This window comes from Psychrobacter sp. ANT_WB68 (assembly GCF_008369115.1).
Taxonomy (GTDB): domain Bacteria; phylum Pseudomonadota; class Gammaproteobacteria; order Pseudomonadales; family Moraxellaceae; genus Psychrobacter.
Map to the genome: position 1 here is coordinate 91759 of NZ_VOAZ01000002.1, position 24624 is coordinate 116382.

20 protein-coding genes are annotated in these 24624 nt (G+C 43.1%); 16 read left to right on the forward strand and 4 right to left on the reverse strand.

The window, feature by feature from the left end; translation table 11 throughout:
• Positions 1–51: 51 nt before the first annotated feature.
• The 12 genes from FQ084_RS05620 (at position 52) to FQ084_RS05675 (ending at position 15357) form a co-directional block, all read left to right on the forward strand.
• Positions 52–1341, forward strand: coding sequence for an adenylosuccinate synthase (locus FQ084_RS05620; RefSeq protein WP_149489672.1), 1290 nt, complete (start codon positions 52–54; stop codon positions 1339–1341).
• Positions 1342–1583: 242 nt separating this feature from the next.
• Positions 1584–2000, forward strand: coding sequence for a lysozyme inhibitor LprI family protein (locus FQ084_RS05625; protein WP_149489673.1), 417 nt, complete (start codon positions 1584–1586; stop codon positions 1998–2000).
• 340 nt (positions 2001–2340) lie between these two features.
• A complete protein-coding gene (ndk, locus tag FQ084_RS05630) occupies positions 2341–2772 on the forward strand; it encodes a nucleoside-diphosphate kinase (RefSeq protein WP_055124481.1) in 432 nt (143 codons plus the stop codon).
• 318 nt (positions 2773–3090) lie between these two features.
• The gene (gene rlmN, locus FQ084_RS05635; protein WP_188032907.1) at positions 3091–4320 is read left to right on the forward strand and encodes a 23S rRNA (adenine(2503)-C(2))-methyltransferase RlmN; all 1230 of its coding nucleotides are present in this window, start codon (positions 3091–3093) and stop codon (positions 4318–4320) included.
• A gap of 248 nt (positions 4321–4568) precedes the next feature.
• Complete coding sequence (gene pilW / locus FQ084_RS05640) at positions 4569–5504, forward strand: type IV pilus biogenesis/stability protein PilW (RefSeq protein ID WP_262880675.1); 936 nt, start codon at positions 4569–4571, stop codon at positions 5502–5504.
• Complete coding sequence (locus FQ084_RS05645) at positions 5501–6319, forward strand: helix-turn-helix domain-containing protein (RefSeq protein ID WP_149489675.1); 819 nt, start codon at positions 5501–5503, stop codon at positions 6317–6319. The genes pilW and FQ084_RS05645 overlap by 4 nt, the downstream gene beginning before the upstream one ends.
• A gap of 158 nt (positions 6320–6477) precedes the next feature.
• Positions 6478–7593 carry a flavodoxin-dependent (E)-4-hydroxy-3-methylbut-2-enyl-diphosphate synthase gene (ispG, locus tag FQ084_RS05650; RefSeq protein WP_149489676.1) on the forward strand — a complete coding sequence of 372 codons (1116 nt, stop codon included), beginning with the start codon at positions 6478–6480 and terminating at the stop codon, positions 7591–7593.
• Between the two features lie 89 nt (positions 7594–7682).
• Positions 7683–8972, forward strand: coding sequence for a histidine--tRNA ligase (gene hisS, locus FQ084_RS05655; RefSeq protein WP_149489677.1), 1290 nt, complete (start codon positions 7683–7685; stop codon positions 8970–8972).
• A 55-nt stretch (positions 8973–9027) separates the two neighbouring features.
• Positions 9028–9816, forward strand: coding sequence for a YfgM family protein (locus FQ084_RS05660; RefSeq protein ID WP_149489678.1), 789 nt, complete (start codon positions 9028–9030; stop codon positions 9814–9816).
• A 267-nt stretch (positions 9817–10083) separates the two neighbouring features.
• Entirely contained in the window at positions 10084–11292 is a 1209-nt protein-coding gene (bamB, locus tag FQ084_RS05665) for an outer membrane protein assembly factor BamB (RefSeq protein WP_149489679.1), read from the forward strand.
• Between the two features lie 389 nt (positions 11293–11681).
• Positions 11682–13124 carry a ribosome biogenesis GTPase Der gene (der, locus tag FQ084_RS05670; protein WP_149489680.1) on the forward strand — a complete coding sequence of 481 codons (1443 nt, stop codon included), beginning with the start codon at positions 11682–11684 and terminating at the stop codon, positions 13122–13124.
• 226 nt (positions 13125–13350) lie between these two features.
• Positions 13351–15357 carry a sensor histidine kinase gene (locus tag FQ084_RS05675; protein WP_149489681.1) on the forward strand — a complete coding sequence of 669 codons (2007 nt, stop codon included), beginning with the start codon at positions 13351–13353 and terminating at the stop codon, positions 15355–15357.
• Positions 15358–15505: 148 nt separating this feature from the next.
• On the opposite strand, the gene FQ084_RS05680 is transcribed toward FQ084_RS05675, so the two are convergent.
• Both FQ084_RS05680 and FQ084_RS05685 read right to left on the reverse strand, forming a co-directional pair.
• The gene (locus FQ084_RS05680; RefSeq protein WP_149489682.1) at positions 15506–16675 is read right to left on the reverse strand and encodes a D-alanyl-D-alanine carboxypeptidase family protein; all 1170 of its coding nucleotides are present in this window, start codon (positions 16673–16675) and stop codon (positions 15506–15508) included.
• Between the two features lie 606 nt (positions 16676–17281).
• Positions 17282–17719, reverse strand: a complete 438-nt coding sequence (locus tag FQ084_RS05685) for an MCR_0457 family protein (protein WP_149489683.1) — start codon at positions 17717–17719, stop codon at positions 17282–17284.
• Between the two features lie 457 nt (positions 17720–18176).
• Here FQ084_RS05685 and surE point away from each other — a divergent pair, with 457 nt between their 5' ends.
• The 3 genes from surE to FQ084_RS05700 all read left to right on the forward strand — a co-directional run bounded on the left by surE (position 18177) and on the right by FQ084_RS05700 (position 21420).
• Complete coding sequence (surE, locus tag FQ084_RS05690; RefSeq protein WP_149489684.1) at positions 18177–18983, forward strand: 5'/3'-nucleotidase SurE; 807 nt, start codon at positions 18177–18179, stop codon at positions 18981–18983.
• A 216-nt stretch (positions 18984–19199) separates the two neighbouring features.
• Positions 19200–20006, forward strand: a complete 807-nt coding sequence (locus FQ084_RS05695; protein ID WP_149489685.1) for a peptidoglycan DD-metalloendopeptidase family protein — start codon at positions 19200–19202, stop codon at positions 20004–20006.
• 109 nt (positions 20007–20115) lie between these two features.
• A complete protein-coding gene (locus tag FQ084_RS05700; RefSeq protein ID WP_149489686.1) occupies positions 20116–21420 on the forward strand; it encodes a lytic murein transglycosylase in 1305 nt (434 codons plus the stop codon).
• Between the two features lie 240 nt (positions 21421–21660).
• On the opposite strand, the gene FQ084_RS05705 is transcribed toward FQ084_RS05700, so the two are convergent.
• Entirely contained in the window at positions 21661–22140 is a 480-nt protein-coding gene (locus FQ084_RS05705; protein WP_149489687.1) for a hemerythrin domain-containing protein, read from the reverse strand.
• 60 nt (positions 22141–22200) lie between these two features.
• Between FQ084_RS05705 and FQ084_RS05710 the strand changes: the two genes are divergently transcribed.
• A complete protein-coding gene (locus tag FQ084_RS05710; RefSeq protein WP_149489688.1) occupies positions 22201–22638 on the forward strand; it encodes a CopD family protein in 438 nt (145 codons plus the stop codon).
• 304 nt (positions 22639–22942) lie between these two features.
• Here the strand turns inward: FQ084_RS05710 and FQ084_RS05715 are convergent, their stop codons facing one another.
• A complete protein-coding gene (locus tag FQ084_RS05715; RefSeq protein WP_149489689.1) occupies positions 22943–24589 on the reverse strand; it encodes a sensor histidine kinase in 1647 nt (548 codons plus the stop codon).
• Positions 24590–24624 lie beyond the last annotated feature (35 nt).

Sequence of the window (24624 nt, forward strand, 5' to 3'; positions counted from 1 at the left end):
GTTTTAAACCGTTATTGCACACACCTCAATACATAAAGGTAAGGATTAATCATGGGTAAGAATGTCGTAGTTTTGGGTAGCCAATGGGGCGATGAAGGTAAAGGTAAAATCGTTGATTTACTGACCGAAAAAGCCTCAGCAGTTGCACGCTTTCAAGGCGGACATAATGCTGGTCACACCCTAGTCGTCGATGGCAAAACCACCGTTTTACATCTGATTCCATCAGGTATCTTACGCGAAGGCGTGACCTGCTTTATCGGTAATGGCGTGGTGCTAGCACCTGACGCTTTGCTAAAAGAGATGAAGAATCTAGAAGACAATAACGTGCCAGTACGTGAGCGCCTACGTATCTCACCAAATTGCCCATTGATCATGCCTTATCACGTTGCGCTTGACCAAGCACGTGAAGCAAAACGCGGTACTGGTAAAATCGGTACTACCGGTCGCGGTATTGGACCAGCTTATGAAGACAAAGTGGCGCGACGTGCGATTAAGCTTGCTGACTTGTTCCGTGATGACTTAGAAGAAAAACTACGCAACCTAATCGAATATCATAACTTCCAATTGACTCAGTATTATAAAGTTGATGCCATTGATTTCGATGAAACCTTTAAGCTTTGCCAAGAGTGGAAAGAAGAAATCAAAGGCATGGTGACCGATGTCACTGAAGATCTGAATCAATTGCGTCTTGCTGGCAAGAACTTAATGTTTGAAGGTGCACAAGGTACCTTGCTTGATATCGACCATGGTACTTATCCGTTTGTGACCAGCTCAAGCGTAACCGCAGGCGGCGTATCAACAGGTACGGGTATTGGTCCCTTATATTTAGATTATGTCCTTGGTATCACTAAAGCCTACACCACGCGTGTTGGTAGTGGTCCGTTCCCAACCGAATTGTTCGACGATGTTGGCGCCCATTTAGCCAAAGTCGGTCATGAGTTTGGTGCAACGACTGGTCGTGCCCGTCGCTGTGGTTGGTTCGATGCTGAAGCACTACGCCGTGCTGTTGTATTGAACTCATTATCAGGTATCTGCTTGACCAAGCTTGATGTACTAGATGGTCTAGAAGAGTTGCTAATCTGTGTCGGTTATAACCTACCTGAAACTGAGTGTGCTGGCGCGCATGATGCTGAATTCTATGAATCAGTAACGCCTAAGTACGAGACCCTACAAGGTTGGAGCGAGTCAACGGTTGGTATCACCAATTATGATGACTTGCCAGAAAATGCGAAAAAGTACATCAAGCGTATCGAAGCATTGATTGGTTGCCCTGTTGATATCATCTCAACGGGTCCTGACCGTGAAGAGACGATTGTTTTACGCGATCCGTATGATGCATAATTAGTAAAACAGCTATTTATTAATAATAACCTCCATTGTTTAAACGCAGTGGAGGTTTTTTTTATGAGAGTTTTTAAGAATATTTATAAAATGCTTACAGTTACTAATTACATAAAATCAAGATAAGCGCTTTCAAAAAAGATTAAGCTAATAGTGACAAGAATAGCATTATCTTTGTTAAGTAGCATTTCATGTGTGGAAAAGGATTTTCGATTATCAGCAAACCATAAGAGGGACATAACATGAAAACTAATATTATGAAGCACACTATTATTAAAACCTCATTAGCCATCTTGACGTCAGCAGCTTTTATGTTTCCCATGCTGTCTTGGGGCGCCCAGAATTGTGATAAACCCATCAATGATTTTGATGGTCTTTATTGCTTAACCAAAGTATATCTAGAAGCAGATAAAGAGCTTAATAATTCTTATACCAAGCTAAATAAAGTTTTAAATAGCCAGCAAAAAACCACACTTAAACGTGGGCAACTTGCTTGGATGCGTGACCGAAATGATCAATGTAGCTATCATGATGACGATGGTTTTTATGTTAATATGGACTGCGCTACCCGTATTACCACTAAACGGGTAAATTTCTTAAATGACCGTGTACGTGAATGTAATGCTGGCAGCTGTCGAGACAGTCGTTTAGGAGAGTAATTGGCTAATCGTATGGTTATAAAAGCTATTGTAATGGTATTTGTATTGTCTTTATATCAGTCAGCTTTAAAATGGTGCTTTTCTAAAGCATAGCAATTTTAAAGCTTTTTTAAACCTTACTTTTCTGAGCGGTTAGCGTAATTAACCCTATCATTTGTAGTCCCAATCATTATAATAGGCAGCAATCCTATGTTGGCACTCATGTTTTCGTATTAGTAAACCATGAGTTGTTTTGGTCAACCCAAGCCAACATAGTGTTCAAAGATAAAATAATCCCTTTACTATTTTATTTATTACCTGAGTTCAATTTTTCAACACCTTCATCCATTAGGAGCTTTTCATGGCTAACGAACGTACTCTATCTATCATCAAACCTGACGCAGTAGCTGGCAATAACATCGGCGCTATCTATGACCGTTTTGAAAAATCAGGTCTAAAAATTGTTGCAGCTAAAATGATGCAACTTGATGATAAAAAAGCAGGCGGTTTTTACGCTGAGCACGCTGAGCGTCCATTTTATAATGACCTAGTGTCATTTATGACTTCAGGTCCAGTATTGGTGTCAGTACTAGAAGGCGAAAACGCTATCGCTAAGCATCGTGACATCATGGGCGCTACTAACCCGAAAGACGCGGCTGAAGGAACTATCCGTGCTGATTTCGCTAGCAGCATCGATGAAAACGCGGTTCATGGTTCAGATTCAGCTGAATCAGCGGCACGTGAAATCAGCTACTTCTTCAATGAAGAAGAAGTGTGTGCACGTACGCGTTAATAGCAGTTCTTATTAACAGCCGCTATTACAAATAATAGTGCTGATTAATAATTAGTGTGGCGAGACGGCTTATATCTTTTGGTATAAGCCGTTTTAGCTATTATAATGGTCTACATATGCATTGAAATTTTAGCTATTCTCCCTCATTATGAGTTTTACCTAGCGTTATCAATCCTTTATCAGCATATTGCTATCAGTTTTTGATAAAAAATGCGCTCATAATGGATTGCTCATGCATTCATATATTGGGTATGTACAGCAACGCCCATCTCAACAATTGCATCGCTTATATTAGCGCCTGCAAAAAGGTTATTTATTATGTCTAATGTCCAAACCCCTGTCCAACATGTCCCAGCCAAAACTGCTAACAGCATAAAATTGGTAGATGAGGCGCAGGCGAAAACCAATCTATTAGGTATGACACAAGCGCAATTGGCGGAATACTTTAAGAGTATTGGCGAAAAGCCGTTTCGCTCGACGCAGGTCATCAAGTGGATATATCAGCAGGGTGTGACGGATTTTGAGCAAATGACCAATTTGAGCAAATCATTGCGTGATAAGTTGTCAGCCAATGCGTGCGTCATTCCGCCAAAAGTCATTCATCGTCAATATAGCGATGACGGTACGCGTAAATGGGTGTTTGAAGTCACGGGTGGCTCATTGGTTGAGACAGTATTGATTCCGGCAGATGACAGCAAGTTAAATGGTCGAAAGACTCTCTGTATCTCCTCGCAAGTGGGTTGTGCACTGGACTGTAGTTTTTGTAGTACTGGTAAGCAGGGCTTTGAGCGTGATTTAAGCGCCGCTGAAATTATCGGGCAGTTATGGGTAGCCAATGCTTCCTATATGACCGATGAAAATGACAGTTTAGAAAACGTTGACCATAGCTTGTGGGAAAATAACGTCACTAACGTAGTTATGATGGGCATGGGCGAGCCATTATTGAATTATCGTCCTGTTGTTAGTTCGATGGAGTTGATGCTCAGTGACCACGCTTATGGTTTATCAAAGCGCCGTGTGACCTTATCAACGTCGGGTGTGGTGCCAAAGATGTATGAGCTGGCACAGGAGCTTGATGTGGCGCTAGCAATTTCATTACACGCGCCCAATGACGAGCTGCGTAATGAGCTAGTACCGATTAATAAAAAATACCCATTAGAGCAGCTGATGGCAGCAGCAAGAAATTACGTTTTTGACGTAAACCCGCGCCATAAAAAGCACGTGACGATTGAGTATGTCATGCTTGATGGTGTCAATGATAGCAATGAGCATGCTGAGCAACTGGTCGCTTTATTGGGTGATTTACCAAGTAAAATTAATTTGATTCCGTTTAATCCGTTCCCACATGCGCCGTATGACAAATCAAGCAATAACCGCATTCATGCGTTTAGTGATATTTTAAGCCAAGCGGGTTTTGTTTGTACCATTCGTCAGACGCGTGGCGATGATATCGATGCCGCTTGTGGTCAATTGGTGGGGCAAGTGGCTGACCGTACTAGACGCTCAGCGGCTTGGCAACAAAGTATTAAAGATCGCGAAAATATTTGATATTGGATTAGTAATGCAGGGTTAAGTATTTACGGACTGAGCATTTGAATAAAATACTGCGATTAAGCACTTCAATGAAGTGCTTAGCTGTCGTTTTTGTCTCACAACGGTAATAAAGTGTAGTCATTGCCGTCAATAATTGAGAGCAGCGCAATTAATAACAATAAATTGTACTTATGGGGAATAAATCTATTAAACTGATGCTTCTTTGATCGAACGCATTGAACCACAGTTTTATGATGGCGGCTATGATGACTTTTAAAAATCCTTGTCAGTTCAAATATCAAACATCCATTTCTCAAGCGGCGCAGCAATCAGGTGTCAATACTGCCAACAAACGCGGCTCAAAAGCTATTTTGTTAGTAAGTGCGCTAAGTGCCTTGTTATTGAGTGGCTGTCAGAGCACAACGACTACTGACTTAATGGGTGGCACACCTTACCAAACATCGACACGACCGACTGATAATCGTAATTTAGATAAGCAAGAAATTGCTCGCGTTCGAACCTCGCTTGCTGCACAATATATCCGCAAAAATGAGCTCGATACTGCTCAGCGTCAACTTGAAAAAGCCTTTGCTGCTGATAGCCGTTATGCGCCAGCCTATGATATGATGGGCGTTTTGTTGCAGCAAGAAGGCAGTCGCCTCAATCTTGAAAAAGCCGATCAATATTTTAAAAAAGCCATCACGCTTGATAAAGATTTTGATCAAGCGCACAACAATTATGGCGTTTATCTGTCCCAGATGAAGCGCTATAAAGAGGCGGCGGCGCAGTTTGAAATTGCAGGGTCAGCGCTAGGCTACGAGGGTCGTATTGGGGCGTTAGAGAATTTAGGGCGCACCTACCTTCAGCTAAATGATCATCCAGCCGCTGCCAAAGCGTTTTTGCGTGCTCTAGACGGCAACCGCAATAGTGTGATTGCGCACATTGAGCTGGTCGATTTATTACTCGAGCAGCAGCGTGTGCAGCAGGCCCAAAGGCTTTATGATGAAACCTTGATGCTGGTACAAGGGCAGGGTATTAGCCCGCGCTTGCTATTACAAGGCATCAAACTTGCGGCAGCACAAAATAACATAGCAACACGCCAGCAATTGGCACAGCAGCTTTTATCCGCTTATCCGCTAAGTGATGAAGCGAAACAACTTAAGACTTGGCTTAATAATCCAGAGGCACCATGGAAATGACCACCCCATCATCAAACACTCAATCTAACGCTCAGGGATCATTTGGTGCCATGTTGCAGCAAGCCCGCAAAACTAAGCAAGTCAGCTTGGAGGACGCGGCCGCCGAGTTATTTATCTTAAAACGACATTTGCAAGCCTTAGAAAATGAAAATTTTGCAGATTTACCGCAAGCGGCGTTTGCGCGTGGTTTTGCGATTAACTATGCAAAGTTTTTGGGTTTAGATCCTGTAAAAATAGCCAGTAGCTTCGATGCTGCGTATCCTAATGATCTAAAGTCGCGCTCGACCAACAATATTGAGTCGCCACTACGCCCGATGGGTACTTTGCAACGCGATACCCACAATCGTATCCGTTTTAATCCGCTGCTGATTATCGCGGTGATTGGCGTTATTATTTTAGCGATTTTCCTATTCCGTATGGTGAGTAATGCCAGTAAAGAAAATAATGATCAGCCAGTAACTACTAGCGAAGACATCTCAGCCCTAGAACAAGCACAAGGTGCAGCGATTAATACGGATGCCAATGGCGTAGGTGCTTCTGGCTCGGCGCTCAATTTAGGTGGCGGTGTAAGTACGGCAGCGGCTATGCTGGACGTTAAGCTGACCGATACCGCTGTCGTCACTATTACTGATGCTACAGGTAGCAGCTTGATAGCTGGCTCGCAGAATGCTGGTAATTACCAATTATCAGGTATGCCGCCATTTAATGTGCAGATTGATAATATTAACAATGTTAGCTTGATGCTCAATCAAAAAGCGGTCGCTTTAGACAGTTATGCGGCAGGGAAGCAGGCCAGTTTTGAGTTAGCGCCTTAATTTATTAAATAGTGTTTTTTTAAAATGTGTATAGTTTTTTAAGTGAGTTCTATTTTTAAAGCCATTATTATTAGTTTTATAAAAGTTGTTAGCGTGATAAAAGCGATGTTTGTTTCCAGTTTTTTCGTTCCAATTTGTTCCAATGAAAGGGTTTGTCTATGTCAACGTCAGCGCCTATTAACCGTCGTCTTACTAAGAAAATATATGTCGGTGATGTCGCGATTGGTGGTGATGCACCGATTAGCGTGCAAAGTATGACCAATACCGATACTTGCGATGTGGCCGCGACTGTTGCTCAAATAGAGCGCTGCGTCGAAGCAGGGGCAGATTTGATGCGCGTATCGACACCGACGATGGATACGGTAAAAGCCTTTGCAGAAATTCGCAAACGTGTCAGTGTACCTTTGATAGCAGACGTGCATTTTGATCACAAAATTGCCTTGGCAGTAGCCGAAGCCGGGGCTGACTGTCTGCGTATTAACCCTGGTAATATCGGTAGCGATGCCAAAGTACGTGAAGTCGTCGCTTGTGCTAAGCATTATAATATTCCTATTCGTATTGGCGTTAATGCAGGCTCATTGGAAAAAGACATTCAGCGTAAATATACCGAGCCAACCGGCGAGGCGATGCTCGAATCCGCCATGCGCCATATTGATATATTAGAGCGCCTCAATTTTGATCAATATAAAGTGTCGGTTAAAGCCAGTAATGTATTTTTAACTTTGGATGCTTATCGTCTTATCTCGGCACAGATTGATAATCCGCTACATTTAGGTGTCACTGAAGCGGGAGTCTATCGTACAGGAGCAGTCAAATCTGCGATTGCCCTAGGCGGTCTATTATTGGACGGCATCGGCGATACTATTCGTATCTCCTTAGCTGCAGAGCCGGAAGAAGAGATTAAAATCGGCTTTGATATCCTAAAGTCGCTCAATATTCGCTCAAATGGTGTCAACTTTATCGCTTGCCCAAGCTGCTCGCGCCAAGAGTTTGATGTGATTAGAGTCATGACTGCGCTAGAGTCGCGTTTAGAAGACATCCGTGAGCCGATGAACTTGTCCGTGATTGGCTGTAAAGTAAATGGTCCAGGCGAAGCAAAAGAGGCGGATATTGGTATTGTCGGCGCGGCACCAAAATCACTGGTCTACCGTATGGGCGAAAAGAGTCATTTGATTGATACCAATAATTTGGTCGATGAAATCGAAAGTATGGTACGTGCTCATGCCGAAGACTTGGCGAAAAAGCGTGAAAATGAAATCATTCGCGTAAAATAAGTCGATGAGCTATTAAAGGCTTAATCGATAAACATAGCGATAAGAATAATAGAGATACTTTGTTAAAAATTTAAGGATGCGACCGTATTATGATTAAAGCAATCAAAGGGTTTAATGATATTTTGCCTGCACAGTCTGCAAAATGGCTACACTTAGAGTCGATATTGGCGGATGTGCTGGGCAGATACGGTTATGAGCATATTCGTCTGCCTATCGTTGAGCAAACCGACTTGTTTGCGCGTGCTATCGGCGGCGCAACCGATATCGTCGAAAAAGAGATGTATAGCTTTACTGATAAGTCTGAGCCACCAACACCATTGGCATTGCGTCCTGAAGGCACGGCAGGGGCAGTACGCGCGGTCATCGAGCACAATCTTTTACGTGGTGATACGCCTAAGCTTTGGTATATCGGCCCCATGTTCCGCTATGAGCGTCCACAAAAAGGTCGCTACCGTCAGTTTCATCAATTGGGTGTCGAAAGCTTTGGTAGTGCGCTACCGGATGCCGATGCAGAGCTGATTGCGATGACGCACTTGATGTGGCAAGAGCTGGGTCTTAAAGATGAGATGCGCTTAGAGCTTAATAGTTTGGGTGAGATTGATGAACGTCATGCTTATCGTGAAGCACTGGTTGCTTATCTGACTGACAAACAAGAGCAGCTAGATGAGGACAGCAAACGCCGTCTAACGACCAATCCATTACGCATTTTAGACAGCAAAGAAGCGAGTACCCAAGCGTTATTGGCAGATGCACCAAAGCTTGCTGAGTTCTTGGGTGCAGAGAGCAAGGCGCATTTTGAGCAAGTGCAGGCGTATTTGACGGCACTCGGTATCGAGTTTGAGATTAATCCGCACTTAGTACGTGGTCTTGATTACTATAATAAAACGGTATTTGAGTGGGTAACTGATAAGCTTGGTAGTCAGGCGACCGTTTGTGCTGGCGGTCGTTACGATGGTTTGGTCGGACAATTAAAATCTATCGGGACTGATAATACTAAACCAGTGAAGTCTGAGCCCGCGGTTGGCTTTGCGATGGGACTTGAGCGATTATTACTGCTCGTCGAAGCTGTGGCACCGATTGCAGAGTTACCTGTTTGCGATATTTTTGTGGTTGCTCATCCAGAAGTCTATAGTGCGGGTATTAATTATGCGCAAGATTTGCGTTATAACCGTCCTGACTTGCGCGTAAAAATGGCAAGCGCAACAAGCTTAAAAGCACAAATGAAAAAAGCGGATAAATCAGGCGCTGCATTGACAGTGATTATCGCCCAGCAAGAGCTCGACGATAATACCATTAGTATTAAAGATATGCAGACGGGTGAGCAACAGACGGTTGCGACAGATTGGCTATCGAGTAAAGAAAATTTTGTTCGTCAGTAATTAATCGTGGCTTCAGCTTTAGCAAATTAATAACACTTTTATCAGGTAAAAATATATGGCTCTGACACCCAATTCGCCAAATACAGACAATTCAATGCAAGCGTTAAAGCAATATGGCAGCTATATTGTCACTGCAATTTTATTGGCGTTGGCAGCCTATTTTGGTTGGACGTATTGGCAAAAAAATCATGCGCGCGTAGATACGGTTGCAGCCGACCACTATGCCGATATTCAGCGTTTAAATGAGGAAGTCAGCCTAGCGTCGCAGAATCCAGATTTAGAAGCAGAGGCAAAAGCGTCACTGGCAGAGAGCCGTAAACAGCTAGATAAAGATATCGATGCTTTAGTGAGCACTCATGGCAACTCTGTTTATGCTTGGCAAGCGCTGATGATTAAAGCGCGTCAGCAAGTTGATAGTGATGACTTCAAAGGTGCCGGCGAGACCTTCAAAAAAGCTTTGGCAATCGATTTGGGTGATGCAGGTCTACAAGCGATTACCCGTCTACGCTATGCGAAGACGCTATTAGCAGCTGGTGATGCCGATGCTGCTTTGACAGAAGCCAACAATGATATGCCAAGCTCATTTGAAGCAAGTCAGCAAGAGTTATTGGGTGATATTTATCTGGCACAAGATAATAAAGACTCGGCGGTTAAATCTTACAATAATGCTTGGGAATTGTTACGTGACCGTCAAGAAACACGTGCAGTATTGGCATTGAAGATGGAAAGTTTGGGTATCGTGCCTGAGCCTATTGCAGCGCAAGCCAGTCTTATTCAAGAACCTGCTGCACCTGTACCGCCTTTAGCGGTTGAAGCCGAAAATACGGTAGCCACTGTTGAATAGTAGATGTCGAAAATAGGTATTAAAAAAGATTTTGAATAACAATCACTGGTGCTGAATATGAGCGCTAACGTTTTAATAAGTGTTTTAACAAAGATTGCAATGCCTCAAACCGTTTTACAAACCGTTTTGAAAAACTAAGTAGCGCAGTAAGTCAGAAGGGTAGTATTAATAATAAGTGCTTATTCATGTGCTTATTATTATTGTTCACCGCTTACTTGCTGATAGCTAATTTATTAATGATTAATTTATTGGTAGTGAGAACCCATAATGACTCAAGCTATTCGCTCTAACAAAACTATAAACGCTAAGACCATCAAAACGACGGCGATGCATGTAGCCGTAATCGCAGTGATGGCAACCGCAGTTGTTGGGTGTAATCGAGGTATCAAACCAGTTGTCAATGACCCTGTAAAATTGGTACAAATTGCGCAGCCGATTAGTGTGCTACAGCCTGTTTTTAGTACCGATGTTGGTAGCAAAAAAGCCAGTAGTAAAGATCCGCTTGATTTACAAGTGGGCTATGCCAACTCGCAAATCGTCACAGCGTCACGCGGTGGGGATTTGATAGGCTTTGGTAGTACTGGTCAACGCCTATGGTCAGTCAATGTGGGTGATCAAATCACAGGTGGCGTTGCCTTAGATGCCTTGAGCCAAACCGCTATTATCAGTACCCGCAGCGGTCAAGTAATGGCATTTGATAGTGCCACTGGTGCTAAACGCTGGCAGACACAGCTTACTGGTTCGGTACTAACGCCTGCTTTAATCAGCAATAACCGTGTGGTTTTATCTGCCAACGATGGTTTCTTACATGGGTTATCGCTACAGAATGGACAATCGGTTTGGCAATTTGCCACGCAAGTACCTGCCATCAGCATCCGTGGTAGTGCAGCACCGACCTTGCTAGATGCTAAAACGGCATTATTGGCCACTGCTGATGGCCGTTTGCATGCCATCACCATCGATAATGGCTTGCCGCAGTGGTCACGTCGCGTTGGCATAGGTGCGGGCAGTAGTGAAGTTGAGCGTATGAGTGATGTCGACGGTATGCCTGTCGTCGATAAAAACCAGTTGTTTGCCATCAGCTATAGTGGTCAATTACTAGGTATTGATTTGGCCTCTAGTCAAGTCATGTTCGTTAATGAGCTCGCGAGCTTAAAATCATTGGCGGTAAATAATCAGCAAGTCATCGCCACCAGTTTAGACGGTAAAGTGGTTGCTTATAATCGCACCAATGGTCAGGTTCTGTGGGAAAGCGATGAGTTGGCTTATCGTCATTTAACCAATCCTGTCATGATTGGCAATTATATTGCCGTTGGTGATTTTGATGGCGTGGTACATTTGTTTGACCCTGCCAGTGGCAAAATCGTCAGCCGCGTACAGACCAAAGGCGCATTAAGTAGCTTGCAAGTACAAGGTAGCCGCTTACTGACCCAAAGCACCTCAGGACAAGTCGCTATTTGGCAATTAGCAGGCTAAATACTTCTGAGTAACGACTTTATTAATAAAGAGTGTTTCCGTTTTATTAATAAAGTCTCGTAACGGATGATAAGTCTAAGGAAAAACGCTGCTTTGTCAGCGTTTAGTGCCTTGTGTAAATTGCTTGTTTAAGCATCGGCTTTCGCGTACTCTATGCGACCGATGCATGATAGGTATCATGTATAGGCGTTGTTATTGCTTAAATATGGACGTTGACGTTATAGGTAATATAGCCAACGTATATTGCATGTAGTTATCGTAAAATAGCCTATTATTTTTCGCTAGCGTTTTTATTATTTTATTTAAATTTGTGGTCAAGTATAGCTATTTATCTTTATGATAAGAGTAAGCATGCTGTCCACCATTGTGCCCTTCACTGAGAGTAACCCATGAGTATCAAGCCTGTGGTCGCCTTAATTGGTCGTCCAAACGTCGGTAAATCTACCTTATTTAACCAGTTCACTAAAAGTCGGCAGGCATTGGTTGCTGATTTGTCAGGGCTGACTCGTGACCGTCAGTACGGTGATGCAACCTATGAAGACAAATCTTTCATCGTGGTAGACACGGGTGGTATTGGTGAAGCGGATGATGGCAGCGGCAACATTGATGACTATATGTCTGAGCAGTCACATACTGCCATTCATGAGGCTGATATTATCGTCTTTGTGGTCGACGCGCGTGCTGGCATGATTGGTGCCGATGCTGAGATTGGCAAGTTCTTACATACCCTTGGCAAGCCTGTTTATGTCGTCGCCAATAAAGTTGATGGCGCGCACGATGCGGCTCCTGCAGAATTTTATGCATTAGGATTGGGTGAGCCGTATCCGATGGCAGCCAGCCATGGGCGCGGTGTTGGTAACTTGCTAGAAGTTCTGACCGCTGACATGCCAACGCAAGAAAATGTCGTCGAGCCAAGAGGGTTAAAACTGGCGATTATCGGTCGTCCAAACGTTGGTAAATCAACGCTGGTTAACCGTCTATTAGGTGAAGAGCGCGTCGTGGTGTTCGATATGCCGGGTACCACGCGTGACAGTATCTATATTCCTTATACACGCGAAGGCAAAGACTACGTCTTGATTGACACTGCGGGTGTCCGTCGCCGTGGCAGAATCGATGAAAAGGTAGAGAAATTCTCAGTTATTAAAACCTTGCAGGCGATTGAAGACTCTAACGTAACAGTTATTGTTATTGATGCGCATGAAGGTATCGTCGACCAAGATTTGCATATGATTGGCTATGCGCTTGATGCGGGTCGTGCATTGGTAGTCGCGATTAATAAATGGGATGGTCTGACGCAAGATCAAAGAGACTATATCAAAATTGAGATGGATCGCCGTTTTAACTTTATCCCTTACGTAAAAGTGCATCTAATCTCAGCGCTACACGGTACTGGCGTGGGTAACTTATACCCTTCTATCTTGCGTGCCTATCAATCGTCAATGTTTGAGGTATCAACCAACCGTTTGACGCAGATTTTACAAGACGCTGTTACTGCCAATCCACCACCAACGGTCGCTGGTCGCCGTATTAAGCTACGTTTTGCGCATATTGGTGGTCATAATCCGCCAGTGATTGTGATTCATGGCAACCAAACGTCTTCGCTACCGAAGAGCTATCAGCGCTATCTTGAAAACCAATTCCGTCAAGTGTTTAAGCTTGAAGGCACGCCGCTGAATGTTATCTTTAAACAAAATGATAATCCATACGCCAATAAAAGCGACACGCCCACCAAAGCAAAAGCGCAGCAGCTACGCCAACGTGAGCGCAATCGTGCACAGAAATTTACCACCAAAGATAAGCCGAGATTCACTAACAAAGATAAAAAACGCTAATTTAGCAAGATAAGATTGTCTTTGTATTGTTGTAGCAAATAAAGGCCATTTTATTCTATCTTTTATACGGATCTGTAATGTGCGTTGTCATGATGGCTATAGCAGTCGTCATGACATTTTGTAATTTAATACACTATTAAGTTGCATTAAAATATCAGTTTTTATTTATCACCTCTATAAAATACCTATATTATAATCAAACGTTGTCTTGACTCAGTTGAGTGATATGAACAACCGCCCACCCCAAACACTTCCTATGCTTATTTGGCAATCTATCGTACAGACCATGGTTTTGGCTGTACTGGCAGGTTTTCTATTGTCTTTTGTTTATGGCTTGGTGCAGCATTATAAAGAAGAGCGTCAGCATACTCAGCAATTGGCGAACTTGCTGACGGTTAGTGCGGCAAGTGCAGATGGTGATAAGGTGGTCGCTGAGCAAGTACGCTTTTTATTAGAGCATGAGCAAAGTATTGAAGGTATTCTATTTTATACTACTTCGCAACCTATTGCCGATAGCGATCAATCCAAAGATGATTGGAAAAATGCCTTATTTGCTAATACGGTCAGCTTTAACTATCCAGTTATCGGTGATGATGTTGATGGTCATAGCACGCTATTTATGGGTAACGATACCCTAAACAGCACACCAACAAGGGTCGCCGCGCCGAAAACCTCTCAGAACACGCCTCAATTAGATTCCAAACCGCAAGCCCCTATGAGCTTGCCAAATAATGGGCTTAAATCAAAATCGGTCAGTGATGTAAATACGGATAATGCCTTGGTCGGCTATATCAATATTACCTTAGATGTGGCGACACTACGCTCAAATTGGTTGCGCAATAATCTGTGGTTATGGGTGATGACGACGGCATTAGCGATTATTTGGGCATTGTTTATTTTACGCAAATTGAATTGGCCGTCGAAAGATATTGCCGAGCTCACTGAAGTTTGTGACATTGTCATTAAAAACCCTGAGCTTGAGCAATTGCCCGTGATACCGCAGCGCTTTAAGTTTCAAGAATTGGTAAAGATTAAGCAGGCATTCACCACCTTGTTTAATCGCCTGCAAGAATCGAAACAAGACTATGAAGCCCTTGCGGCTTTTGAGCAGCAATTGCATCAAAAAGATTTGTCTTTGGATGTACAGCTGCATAATTTTCAAAGTATGATTACTCATGAGCTAAAGACCTCGCTGAACGCCATTGTTGGCGGTTTACAGCTACTAGATGATGAACATCTCAATGATGAGCAAAAGGACGCGGTCGATATTATTCATAATGGCAGTGACAAACTGGTTTTAGCATTGGATCAAATTATTCAGCTCAATCAGATACAAAAAGGTCAAATCAGTCTACAAATAAGTGAGTTTAATCCGCTGCAATTAATCGCTGACCTGTTAGCAGATTTTGAGCCTATTGCCAGGCAAAAAGGCTTGGCGTTAATTAGCCATATCCATCATATCGACTATAGCCTTGAAGGCGATACCGGAAAAATCCAGCAAATATTATCGATACTGCTGAGTAATGCGATTAAGTTTACCCCAGTAGGGCAAGTAAGTATTACCTCGCAATTGACTCATTTTGATAATAGCAATCGCTGGCAGATTCGAGTCAAAGATACGGGTATCGGTATTGACAGTAGTTTTATAGACGATATTTTCAATCCGTTTTTTCAGGTAGATTCATCGCAAACTCGCCAGTATGAAGGGACGGGTATTGGTTTGCCCGTCGTTAAGCAAATGACGCAATTGATGGGTGCCAGTATCGATGTCGACAGCACGCTTGGCGTAGGGACTGAGTTTATTGTTACCATTCCGATACCCAATCAGTCTCAATCGCGCCAGCAACAGCTGCTAACTGATCTGGTCATCGTATATTACTACTATGAAAATAGCGGCGCTTTGGTGGATGAATTACAACGTTTAGGCGCACGCGTTATCTGCTATCAACATGAACAGCTTGTTATTGACGAAATGGAACATAGAAAGGTCGATATGGTCATGTTTGCTGAAGACGTATTGCCAAGCAAAGCGGAATTATTGGCCAAGCGTATTCGTGCCTCTGAGACCGACTATCGGGCCTTATTGGTTTTTTGGTATCCACAGCAGCGCGCCCGACATTTAGACAGTTTTGAGCATGGATTAAAAGCAGCTGGGGTTGATTACTGTCAGGTGGCGACCTATGAAGATAAAGCGCTCAGTAGTTTATTAAAAAGCTGGCTCGCTTGGTCTTAATGATGGTGGTAAGTACGAACAGAGTGATAAGAAGCATACAAAAATAAGAAAGACGCCCATAAAAAGGCGTCTTTTTTTAATAATAAAATCACTGTTAAAAGCTATTTTATTACAAACAGGTCTTCATGCAGGTTATTAAATAACGTGCTTAAAACAAGTTTTGTGCCCAACGCGTAAAACGTTGCCAAATACGGCTCATAAAGCCTGACTGCTCAATATCGTTAGTGGCGACGATAGGCACTGACGCAACTGCTTTACCATCAATAACTGCCATCATTTTGCCAATTTCTTGACCTTTTTTGATAGGCGCTTCTAAGCTTTCAGGAATATCAACCACAGTGGTGATTTTATTTTTTTGCGTTTTATCGGTCAGGATTTGCAAACTGTCTCCAGTCGCAAGCTCTACTTCCTTTGTCTCGCCAAACCATACGGGTACTTTACTGACGAACTGTCCAGCAGGTGCTTTGGTTACGGTGGTGAAATGACCGAAACCCCAGTTTAGTAGCTCACGAGATTGATCGGCACGGGCTTGCTGACTGTCTGTACCCATAATGACAGAGATTAGGCGCATACCGTCACGGTTGCTAGAGGCGGCTAAGCAATAACCTGCTGCATCGGTATGACCTGTTTTTAGACCATCAACCGTAGGATCAGTCGCGAGTAGGGCGTTACGGTTACCTTGGGTAATACCGTTATAAGTGAACTCTTTTTCCGAATAAAGACCGTAGTAGTCGCCACTGTTTTTGATAATAGCACGTGACAGTATGGCCAAATCTAATGCAGATGCTTGGTGCCCTTCGTCTGGCATACCTGTCGCGTTGACGAAATGGGTGTTTTTCATCCCAAGCTTTTCTGCCTGCTCATTCATCAAGATAGCAAACGAGGCTTCGCTACCAGCAATATGTTCAGCCATCGCTTTTGAGGCATCGTTGCCTGATTGGATGATGATACCGCGTAGCATATCGATGACGCTGGCAGTTTTATTGACCGGCACATACATACAAGACTGACTACTACTACCGCGGCACCAAGCATTTGGGCTCATCAAAACTTGTTCGTCTTCTTTGAGGTCACCTGATGCTAAGCGCTGCTCGATGATATAACTGGTCATCATTTTGGTTAAGGACGCTGGTGGTAGTGCTTGATTGGCATTTTTTTGTGCCAATATTTCACCAGTGTTATAGTCCATTAATACATAAGCCGTATTTTCCATTTCAGGGGGCTGTATGGCTGCGCTCGCCATCATCATTGCACCCATAGAAACACTGACACCAACTACCAGCTGTACCAGCTGTTTTTTTACACGCTTTACTGTCATAGATTGTTACACCGCATCATAAAACCAAATGTATCTATCGCTTATATCTCGTGTAGAATCTCATGGTTAATCTGTCGTAGCATGCTTTAAGCTCAAGATTTATAACAGATTTTTGCTGAGAGTCTTAACGACTGGGCGACGGACATAAAATTAACGCCTTATCTTAGCAAAATGCCGACCGATGGGGAATCGATAAATACAATAAAATAGGACGCCACCAAAAACCGTGCATCGTTGTGACAAACCATAGCTATAGAATGGACACCAATATAGGCATACAAAGCCTTAGTTATAATATATATTTCGATGCATGAATACTTTTCTAACTGCCACAAAAAAGCCTGCTGCATCAGCTGCGATGCGCAGACCAGATGACAGCAAGCCTAATAGTTTCTATAAGGTTAATAAATAAACTTATAGGGTTGTTTCTTAATGGACTAAAATTGATATAGTGAAAAATCAGCAACTTAAATGTGATATGAGCAGTAGTTTTATTATGGTTGTTTATAGCTGGCTATTGTTATTCACATAAGCTAGATATTGATTTCTCTCTTCGCTCCATACTTTCTAAGAGTGTTTTTTAAAAATGCTCTTTATGAGGGTTTTCTAAGAGTACTCAGCATTGGCCAAATCTTCACATAAGGCTTTGTTGTCTTGTCTAGAGAAACCCATTGTCCAACTGCGGATACCTTGTAGTATCTGGCGGTAGTCCTGCTGAGTAGATAAATATTGAATAGCCGCTTTTGGATCTTCTAACGACGGCATCAACTCATGCAGCTGCACGTTATAAGATTTATAAAAACGCTGTTTTTGTTTGCCAGTTAACATGGGTGGGCAAATCTCTGACAGTACTTGCATCACCGCAATCTCATGCTTAGTGATATTGACACCGGATAAATCTACAGGAATAGTCGTCGCCGAATTAGACGCGGCATTGGTCGCTTGAGACAGCATAGCAACAGACGTTATCAGTCCTGCTAGACCAACTTTCGAAGCGGTCTTCGCTATCACAGAAGCTATAGATAATATCGATTGATTGTTCATTCAGTATTACACTCGCTTATCTTTATTTAATGGTGCTATGTTAATGGGTAAAAAAATAAAAGTCACATAAAATATTGATTTATGTGTAGATATATTGTGAGCTAGTCCGCGTTTACAGCAACATATCAGTAGTATGGAGCACTAAGTTACCTCAACATAAAAATATAAGCTGATAATGTTGTCCCTTGTTGCCTACTGTAATCCTATCACCATGTTTTTATGCTAGAAAATGGTTGTTATCGATGATAAAAAGTCGCTCGTAAAATCGAATAGCAGGCAAGTTCTAAGCAAAGTCTGGGTTCGTCTCGTGGCACTATTAGGGTATAATCGCCCAAAATATTATGCGTATAGCCGCTGCCTCAGTCTCGATAGAATTGATTATAGCAATTTTATGATCAGAAAGTAGAGAAGTGGACAGACGGTCATTAATAACTGTATTGAGTAAAATTGAGCAGAAATGAAATTTTTAATTAGTAATGATGATGGGGTGCATGCTCCAGGTTTGTTAGCACTTTATCAGGCATTGTCCACTATCGCAGAGGTGGTAGTGGTGGCGCCAAGCAACGAGCAAAGCGGCTGCGCGAGTGCTTTGAGTATTTCAACGCCGCTATATACCCATGAACTGGCTTCAGGCTTCATTGCTGTGAATGGTTCGCCTGCGGATTGTGTGTATTTGGCGTTACATGAGCTCTATCGTCATACCCGTTTTGACTGTGTAATTACGGGCATTAATTCAGGCGCCAATCTTGGTCAGGATGTTTTGTTTTCTGGCACTTTTGGCGCGGCATTGACCGCGCAGCTTTTTGGATTACCAGCTATCGCCACTTCTTTAGTGGGCGGCGGTATCAAAGGCGCGGGGCAAGAGCAAGCCAGTGATTATCAAATGGCCGCACATGAGATTGTCAAATTATTGACGGAAACACCAATATTAGATGCTTGCAAAAATTTGCCCTATCATGTATTAAACGTTAATATTCCTGATGTGGAACGTGCCGATGCGATTCAAGGTCGAAAAATAACGACTTTAAGTCACAGTCAGATTGCACGTCCTGTGCATCATGTGGTCGATCCACGCGGGCGCGATGCCTACTGGCTATCGCTACGCAAACGCCAACGTGAATCATCAACAGAAAACGAAGACGCTCAAGCATCAGAGATGACGGATGAGCAAGCGGTCACAGCAGGCTATATTAGTCTATCGCCTGTGCGCCTGCATCATACACCAGCCTCCACCCTCGATACGCTCTCGGCGTTAGTGCTGTAAATTGACTAGTTTATCAGTGGTTATATTTATCAGAACTTATTTTATGAATGCTTATATCGATGATGCGTGGCACTATAGATAGCCAGACATTAAAAAAACCATTAGTTATCAATAATTGATAATGGTATCTGAGACATTAAACGTTATAACCGTTAGCAAAATGCTTGTGAGTAACACAAGGAGTTTGTGAGTAACATAAAGAATAGGAAATCTTGTATGAAGAAGCTTATAGCTGGATCACGCTTGGCAACAGTGGCATTGATGGGTACGTTAACAGTCGCAACATTGACGATGGTCGGCTGTGCCACCAAGCCCACTTATCAAGCAGCCAACCAAGCAGGACCTAAAATTATCACCAACGGGCAAGGTGTTCCCAATTATCATCGCGTACAGCGTGGTGATACGGTTAGCCAAATTGCGGCGCGCTATGGCTTAAACTATCGCCAAATCGGGGCGTTAAATGGTTTAGATAGCAAATATACTATTTATAGCGGTCAATGGCTCAAATTATGGCAAGGCGAGCCAGTACGTGCTGCCAATAACAATCGCTATAACACCTCTACGCCGACACAGCCACAGCCAACTTATACGCCGCCTGTGACCAGCACCCCTAATTATTCACAAAATCCCGTCTATGAAGTGACGGCTAATGCCACCTCAGGTTATGAATATCCGAGTCGCAATCAAGTGACCCGTAACTTTGATGCTGCCGCTGGTAACATGGGTATGTGGTTCGCGGGCACAATGGGCGATCCTGTCCTTGCTAGCCAGTCGGGAACCGTGCTTTATTCAGGTAATGGACTGCCAGAGTATGGCAATCTCATTATGATTCGTCATAGCGATAACTATATCACCGCCTACGCGCATAATAGTGCGTTGCTGGTCAAAGAAGGTGAAGCGGTACAGCGCGGTCAGCGTATTGCAAATATGGGTAGCAGTGGTCAGACCAATCAAGTCGGCTTGGAGTTCCAAGTACGCTTAAATGGCAATCCTATCGACCCACGTGCGGTGCTAGGACGTTAAAAAGGACGTTAACTCTGTGGCAGCTTTTATAATGGCTTGGCTGTTTTAATAGGCATTATTGAAGCTGCGCCCAGCAAGCTACTTTACTTATTCATACTTGAGATCTCTTATGCTATTAAAAAAACAATACCTTGCTCTGTTTCCCGCTTTAGTCATGGTTGGCTGTACCAGTCAGCAGGCGATGCAAAAGCCCAGTAAACCTGTACGCCAAGGTAATGTGCAAATTACCCAGACCCAAACCATTCAGGTAAAGCCAACGCCCGTACCCGTCATCAAGCCGCAGCCCGTTGCCAAACCAAGCTATAACAGCTTTTCTGATTGGAAGTCTGATTTTTCCATGCGCGCGATTGCATCAGGCCACGATGCTTCAACCGTTCGCCGTCTGCTTGACTCCGCTTATTTAAATCAACAAGTCATCTCGCTTGATTCAGGACAACCAGAGTTTTCTAAGATGCCATGGGAATATGTCGATTCTGCCGTATCAGATGGGCGTGTAAGCACGGGTAAGCGTAAATTTGCCGAACAGCGAGCGTTTCTATCGCAACTACAATCGCAGTATGGGGTTAATGCAGAAATCATCGCCGCAATTTGGGGTATGGAGTCATCATACGGTGTGGTAACTGGCAATAGCAGTATTCCAAGCTCGCTTGCCAGCCTTGCTTATGATGGTCGCCGCCAAGAGTTTGCTGAAACTCAGCTATTGTCATTAGCGACGCTATTGCAGCGCGGTGATGTCTCTTGGTCACAGCTCGATGGTTCTTGGGCAGGTGGCATGGGGCAGACGCAGTTTATCCCTGATACGTGGCTCAAGCACGGGGTCGATGGCGATGGTAATGGTCACCGTAACCCATGGTCGACGGGTGATGCTTTAGCGTCTACTGCTAATTACCTGAGTAATTCAGGTTGGGTTCGTGGTCTTGCACCGTTTTATGAAGCAACTATTCCGTCATCATTTGATTATTCGCTGGTCGGTACCAAGCAACCTGCGGCTAGATGGGCGGCGATGGGTGTCGATACCATAGCCGATGTGTCCTTGGATGGTAATACTCAAATGGAGCTGTGGCTGCCAGCGGGTAAAGACGGTCCAGTCTTGCTGCTTAGCCCAAACTTTGATGTTATCAAGGTGTATAACAACTCATCAAGCTATGCGTTAGGTGTTAGTTTATTGGGTAAAGCGCTTGCAGGGCAGAGCGGATTACAGAAGTCATGGCCGCGCTATGAGCGTCCATTATCGACAGCGCAAGTCCGTAATTTACAGCAGCGCTTGACCAGCTCGGGTTATGATACAAAGGGCGCTGACGGTATCGTCGGCACCAATACTCGACTAGCATTCCAACGTTGGCAAGCAGACAATGGTCAGACGCCAGATGGTTTTATAACTCAGCGTAGCGCGTCTTCATTGGCGGGATGGTGAGACCGATTGAAGTCATTGTTTTTGGATAATCGTTATTTTCAGCGTTGGTTTTTACCATGAGTGTTTAAAATAGAATAAAGACTTTTTAACGAACCCCATAAGCTAAAGGCAGCTTATGGGGTCATTTTATGGTTGATTATATTAAATTTAAGATTCAAAACACACATGCTATAAGCGCAGCTATACTAAATTATCTATATAAAGCCACTTTTATTAAGCAGTATTTAGACAATACTTCCTCTATCGATTCTCATCAGGGCGCTTAATACTGTCTGGGCTGGCCTCGTAAACAGCATTCAGTTCTGCTTCCGTGAGATATTTCTCTACAGTAGGATATAACTCTCGTTCTTCAAATCGAATATGGTCGTATAATAGGCTGCCAAGCTCTTTAACTTGCGCGACTGTGATGTCTTTACCGTTAGGTTTTTGTGCTGCTTCGACTGCATCCAGCAGTTGATATAATTGCTTATGTTGCCCATCGAGGGTTTCTAGTACCGAAGCAACCTTAGGTTGAGTGGCGCGATATGGTTCTAAAGCTTTAGCGATTAAGGTGTCTTCAATTTGGAAATGATATTGCATGTCGTTAATATAAGCTGTGAGATTATGCCAGTGTTTAGCAACTTCTTTAGGATCGTCAGCGCACTCTTTCGCATGACGAGACAGATTAAGTCCAAGGTGATGCTGACGTGACAATGGCTGTAATTGATTGGTGCGTTTCATAATTCAATACCTTAATACGTTAAGCAGTCATAATGAATTCATTACCTGGAGCAATACTTTATGTTCAACTATCTACTAATTCTGCACTTACTCGGGGCAGCAATTTGGACAGGTGGTCATTTAATACTAGCATTAGTGGTGCTACCTAAAGTGCTATCTTCACGTAATTTAGACGCATTATTACAATTTGAGCAGCAGTTCGAAAAAATTGGTATGCCAGCTTTAGGTATTCAAATCATCACTGGATTATGGATGGCATATAGAATACTACCCGATATGAGCGCTTGGTTTACTTTTGATAATGACATTAGCATATTGATTGGTATGAAGCTGATTTTATTACTGATGACAGCAATGGTCGCTATACATGCACGTTTTTGGGTAATACCAAAGCTATCTGCCGATAATCTGAATGGTTTCGCTGTTAATATTCTTTTGGTCACGCTATTTGCCGTGTCATTCGTAGTAGTCGGTACGTTGTTTCGTACAGGACTTTGATAGGTAGAATTGTGAGCTGCAAACAATACTCATGCTAAAGCTGCTGTCTTATCGAGTGGCGTTGCAGCAACTTTTGTGCTCCAAAACGATAAAGTGACTTCTGGTGCTTTTGATATAGCAGCCTTCATTGGATCGTTGTCCGAAGTCATAGACGGGTATTAAGCTTGTACGCATGCGTGGATTCACTTTCTTGATAAGCAGCTTTAGTGCCTGTTGCATGCTGTAGAACTACTCAGTTATCAATATAGCTATTAAGACAGTGTCAAGATAGATGCCCTTAAAGGCATTAACGTATTGTAATTTTTTAGAAAACCAACGTCACACATAGTCCTTTATTACCGTTGTTCTGCCCCGAATCGGTTAACGCCGCCGCACGCATAAAAACGTCAATACCTGCCTGCTCACAGATAGATTTAACGATTGATAGTCCTAGTCCCGTACCCTCTATTTCGGCTGTCTTCTTGCCTGCCCTGTCAGAGCGTCCTGTATCGGCAAAATCTCCTAAAAACCCATCTATTACTTTAGGTGGCTGATTGAGCCGTACAAATGGTTCAAACACCTTGGCAAAGTCATCAGGGTGAATGCCTGTGCCGGAATCTATTATTTGTAATACCAGTCTGTCATTTATCTTATTAACAGGTTTGTTTGTTTTTCCAGAATGTATAACGTGCTTACCAAAATTAGACTGGGTACTCAAAGTTAATGATTTAAAGCTCTCTTTATACTGATCAAAATCAAACAGTTTAACGATTACTTGGCCGTTGTCTGGGGTATAAACGATAGCGTTTTGAATCAGGTTTTTGATAAGCATTAATAATGAAGTCGCATCTATATTTACTTTGCTATTAGACTGCAGATCAACAATCAGCTCGATATTTTTATGATCAGCAATGGGAATAAGTAATCCAATCGCTTGCTCGACGATTAGTTTTACTTGGGATTCTGTTTCATCAGAACCCAATGCGTGATGAATATTGCCGGCCCGAGCAAGAGTGAGTAGCTGCTCAACCAAACGCTGATTGCGCTTGAGGCGGATAGCCAGTTTATCCAAGCCTTCTATCATGACATCATCTTCAGCAATGCGCTGTAATCGTTGCAGCTGTAGTGAGATAGCGGTGAGTGGTGAGCGCATCTCGTGCGCCGCATCGGCTATAAAGCGTTGTTGACGCTCAATACTGACTTTTACCAGTGCCAGTAATCTATTTAAAGATCCTGCCAAAGGTAATAACTCAAAAGGTAGGTGCTCAATCTGTAGAGGATTTAAGTCGTTTTCATTACGCGCCCTTATCTCACTATGTAATTCGCGTACAGGTTTCATCATTCGCCACATGATAAAAGGTAGCAAAAATATTAACAGTGCTATACCGATAATAAGTGGTAAAAACGACTGTAGAGCGCTGGCTTTGGCTAAATCATCTTGTAGGTCAGTTTGCTGGCGTAGGATAAGGGCAAATTTTTCGTTGGTACTCGAGGGTTTGATGCTGACGTCACTTCTATAAGTTCTCCAAGTGTGGCCGTCAATTTCTTGATCGCTTATTCCCGATGGGATATCCGCTAATAACTCGTTTGGAATAGGTTTTGAGTAATCATGCCCATTACTTTTATTGTCATTCTGATAATCTTTGACAAGATTAATGGGTTGCACGGGTATCCTGACAATATCAACTGTAATGGCACCATCATCATCATCGGTATCGAAATGAATGTTGGGGCTCGCACTTTTATTATTGTCTGCAAGAATTGTAGTGCTATTTAAACCATTAATATTGAGCGATTGCTCTAATAATGCCGCTGTATTTTTTAGATTGTCATCTTGAAAATCGTTTATCTCGTTATAGCTATACCAAAATCCATAGCCACCGGCGATGATTGCCAATAGTAATAATGACAAAACAGACCAAAACATCAGTTGGAACTGTAGGGAGTTAATGAGCTTTTGAAATTTAGCCATCTTAGGCGACTTCTATGAATGGTAAGATATTTTAG

What these genes read in the sequence shown, in the direction of transcription:
- FQ084_RS05620 (WP_149489672.1), top strand. Translation starts at nt 52, where the DNA reads ATGGGTAAGAATGTCGTAGTTTTGGGTAGCCAATGGGGCGATGAAGGT.
- FQ084_RS05625 (WP_149489673.1), top strand. Translation starts at nt 1,584, where the DNA reads ATGAAAACTAATATTATGAAGCACACTATTATTAAAACCTCATTAGCC.
- ndk (WP_055124481.1), top strand. Translation starts at nt 2,341, where the DNA reads ATGGCTAACGAACGTACTCTATCTATCATCAAACCTGACGCAGTAGCT.
- rlmN (WP_188032907.1), top strand. Translation starts at nt 3,091, where the DNA reads ATGTCTAATGTCCAAACCCCTGTCCAACATGTCCCAGCCAAAACTGCT.
- pilW (WP_262880675.1), top strand. Translation starts at nt 4,569, where the DNA reads ATGATGACTTTTAAAAATCCTTGTCAGTTCAAATATCAAACATCCATT.
- FQ084_RS05645 (WP_149489675.1), top strand. Translation starts at nt 5,501, where the DNA reads ATGACCACCCCATCATCAAACACTCAATCTAACGCTCAGGGATCATTT.
- ispG (WP_149489676.1), top strand. Translation starts at nt 6,478, where the DNA reads ATGTCAACGTCAGCGCCTATTAACCGTCGTCTTACTAAGAAAATATAT.
- hisS (WP_149489677.1), top strand. Translation starts at nt 7,683, where the DNA reads ATGATTAAAGCAATCAAAGGGTTTAATGATATTTTGCCTGCACAGTCT.
- FQ084_RS05660 (WP_149489678.1), top strand. Translation starts at nt 9,028, where the DNA reads ATGGCTCTGACACCCAATTCGCCAAATACAGACAATTCAATGCAAGCG.
- bamB (WP_149489679.1), top strand. Translation starts at nt 10,084, where the DNA reads ATGACTCAAGCTATTCGCTCTAACAAAACTATAAACGCTAAGACCATC.
- der (WP_149489680.1), top strand. Translation starts at nt 11,682, where the DNA reads ATGAGTATCAAGCCTGTGGTCGCCTTAATTGGTCGTCCAAACGTCGGT.
- FQ084_RS05675 (WP_149489681.1), top strand. Translation starts at nt 13,351, where the DNA reads ATGAACAACCGCCCACCCCAAACACTTCCTATGCTTATTTGGCAATCT.
- FQ084_RS05680 (WP_149489682.1), bottom strand. Translation starts at nt 16,675, where the DNA reads ATGACAGTAAAGCGTGTAAAAAAACAGCTGGTACAGCTGGTAGTTGGT.
- FQ084_RS05685 (WP_149489683.1), bottom strand. Translation starts at nt 17,719, where the DNA reads ATGAACAATCAATCGATATTATCTATAGCTTCTGTGATAGCGAAGACC.
- surE (WP_149489684.1), top strand. Translation starts at nt 18,177, where the DNA reads ATGAAATTTTTAATTAGTAATGATGATGGGGTGCATGCTCCAGGTTTG.
- FQ084_RS05695 (WP_149489685.1), top strand. Translation starts at nt 19,200, where the DNA reads ATGAAGAAGCTTATAGCTGGATCACGCTTGGCAACAGTGGCATTGATG.
- FQ084_RS05700 (WP_149489686.1), top strand. Translation starts at nt 20,116, where the DNA reads ATGCTATTAAAAAAACAATACCTTGCTCTGTTTCCCGCTTTAGTCATG.
- FQ084_RS05705 (WP_149489687.1), bottom strand. Translation starts at nt 22,140, where the DNA reads ATGAAACGCACCAATCAATTACAGCCATTGTCACGTCAGCATCACCTT.
- FQ084_RS05710 (WP_149489688.1), top strand. Translation starts at nt 22,201, where the DNA reads ATGTTCAACTATCTACTAATTCTGCACTTACTCGGGGCAGCAATTTGG.
- FQ084_RS05715 (WP_149489689.1), bottom strand. Translation starts at nt 24,589, where the DNA reads ATGGCTAAATTTCAAAAGCTCATTAACTCCCTACAGTTCCAACTGATG.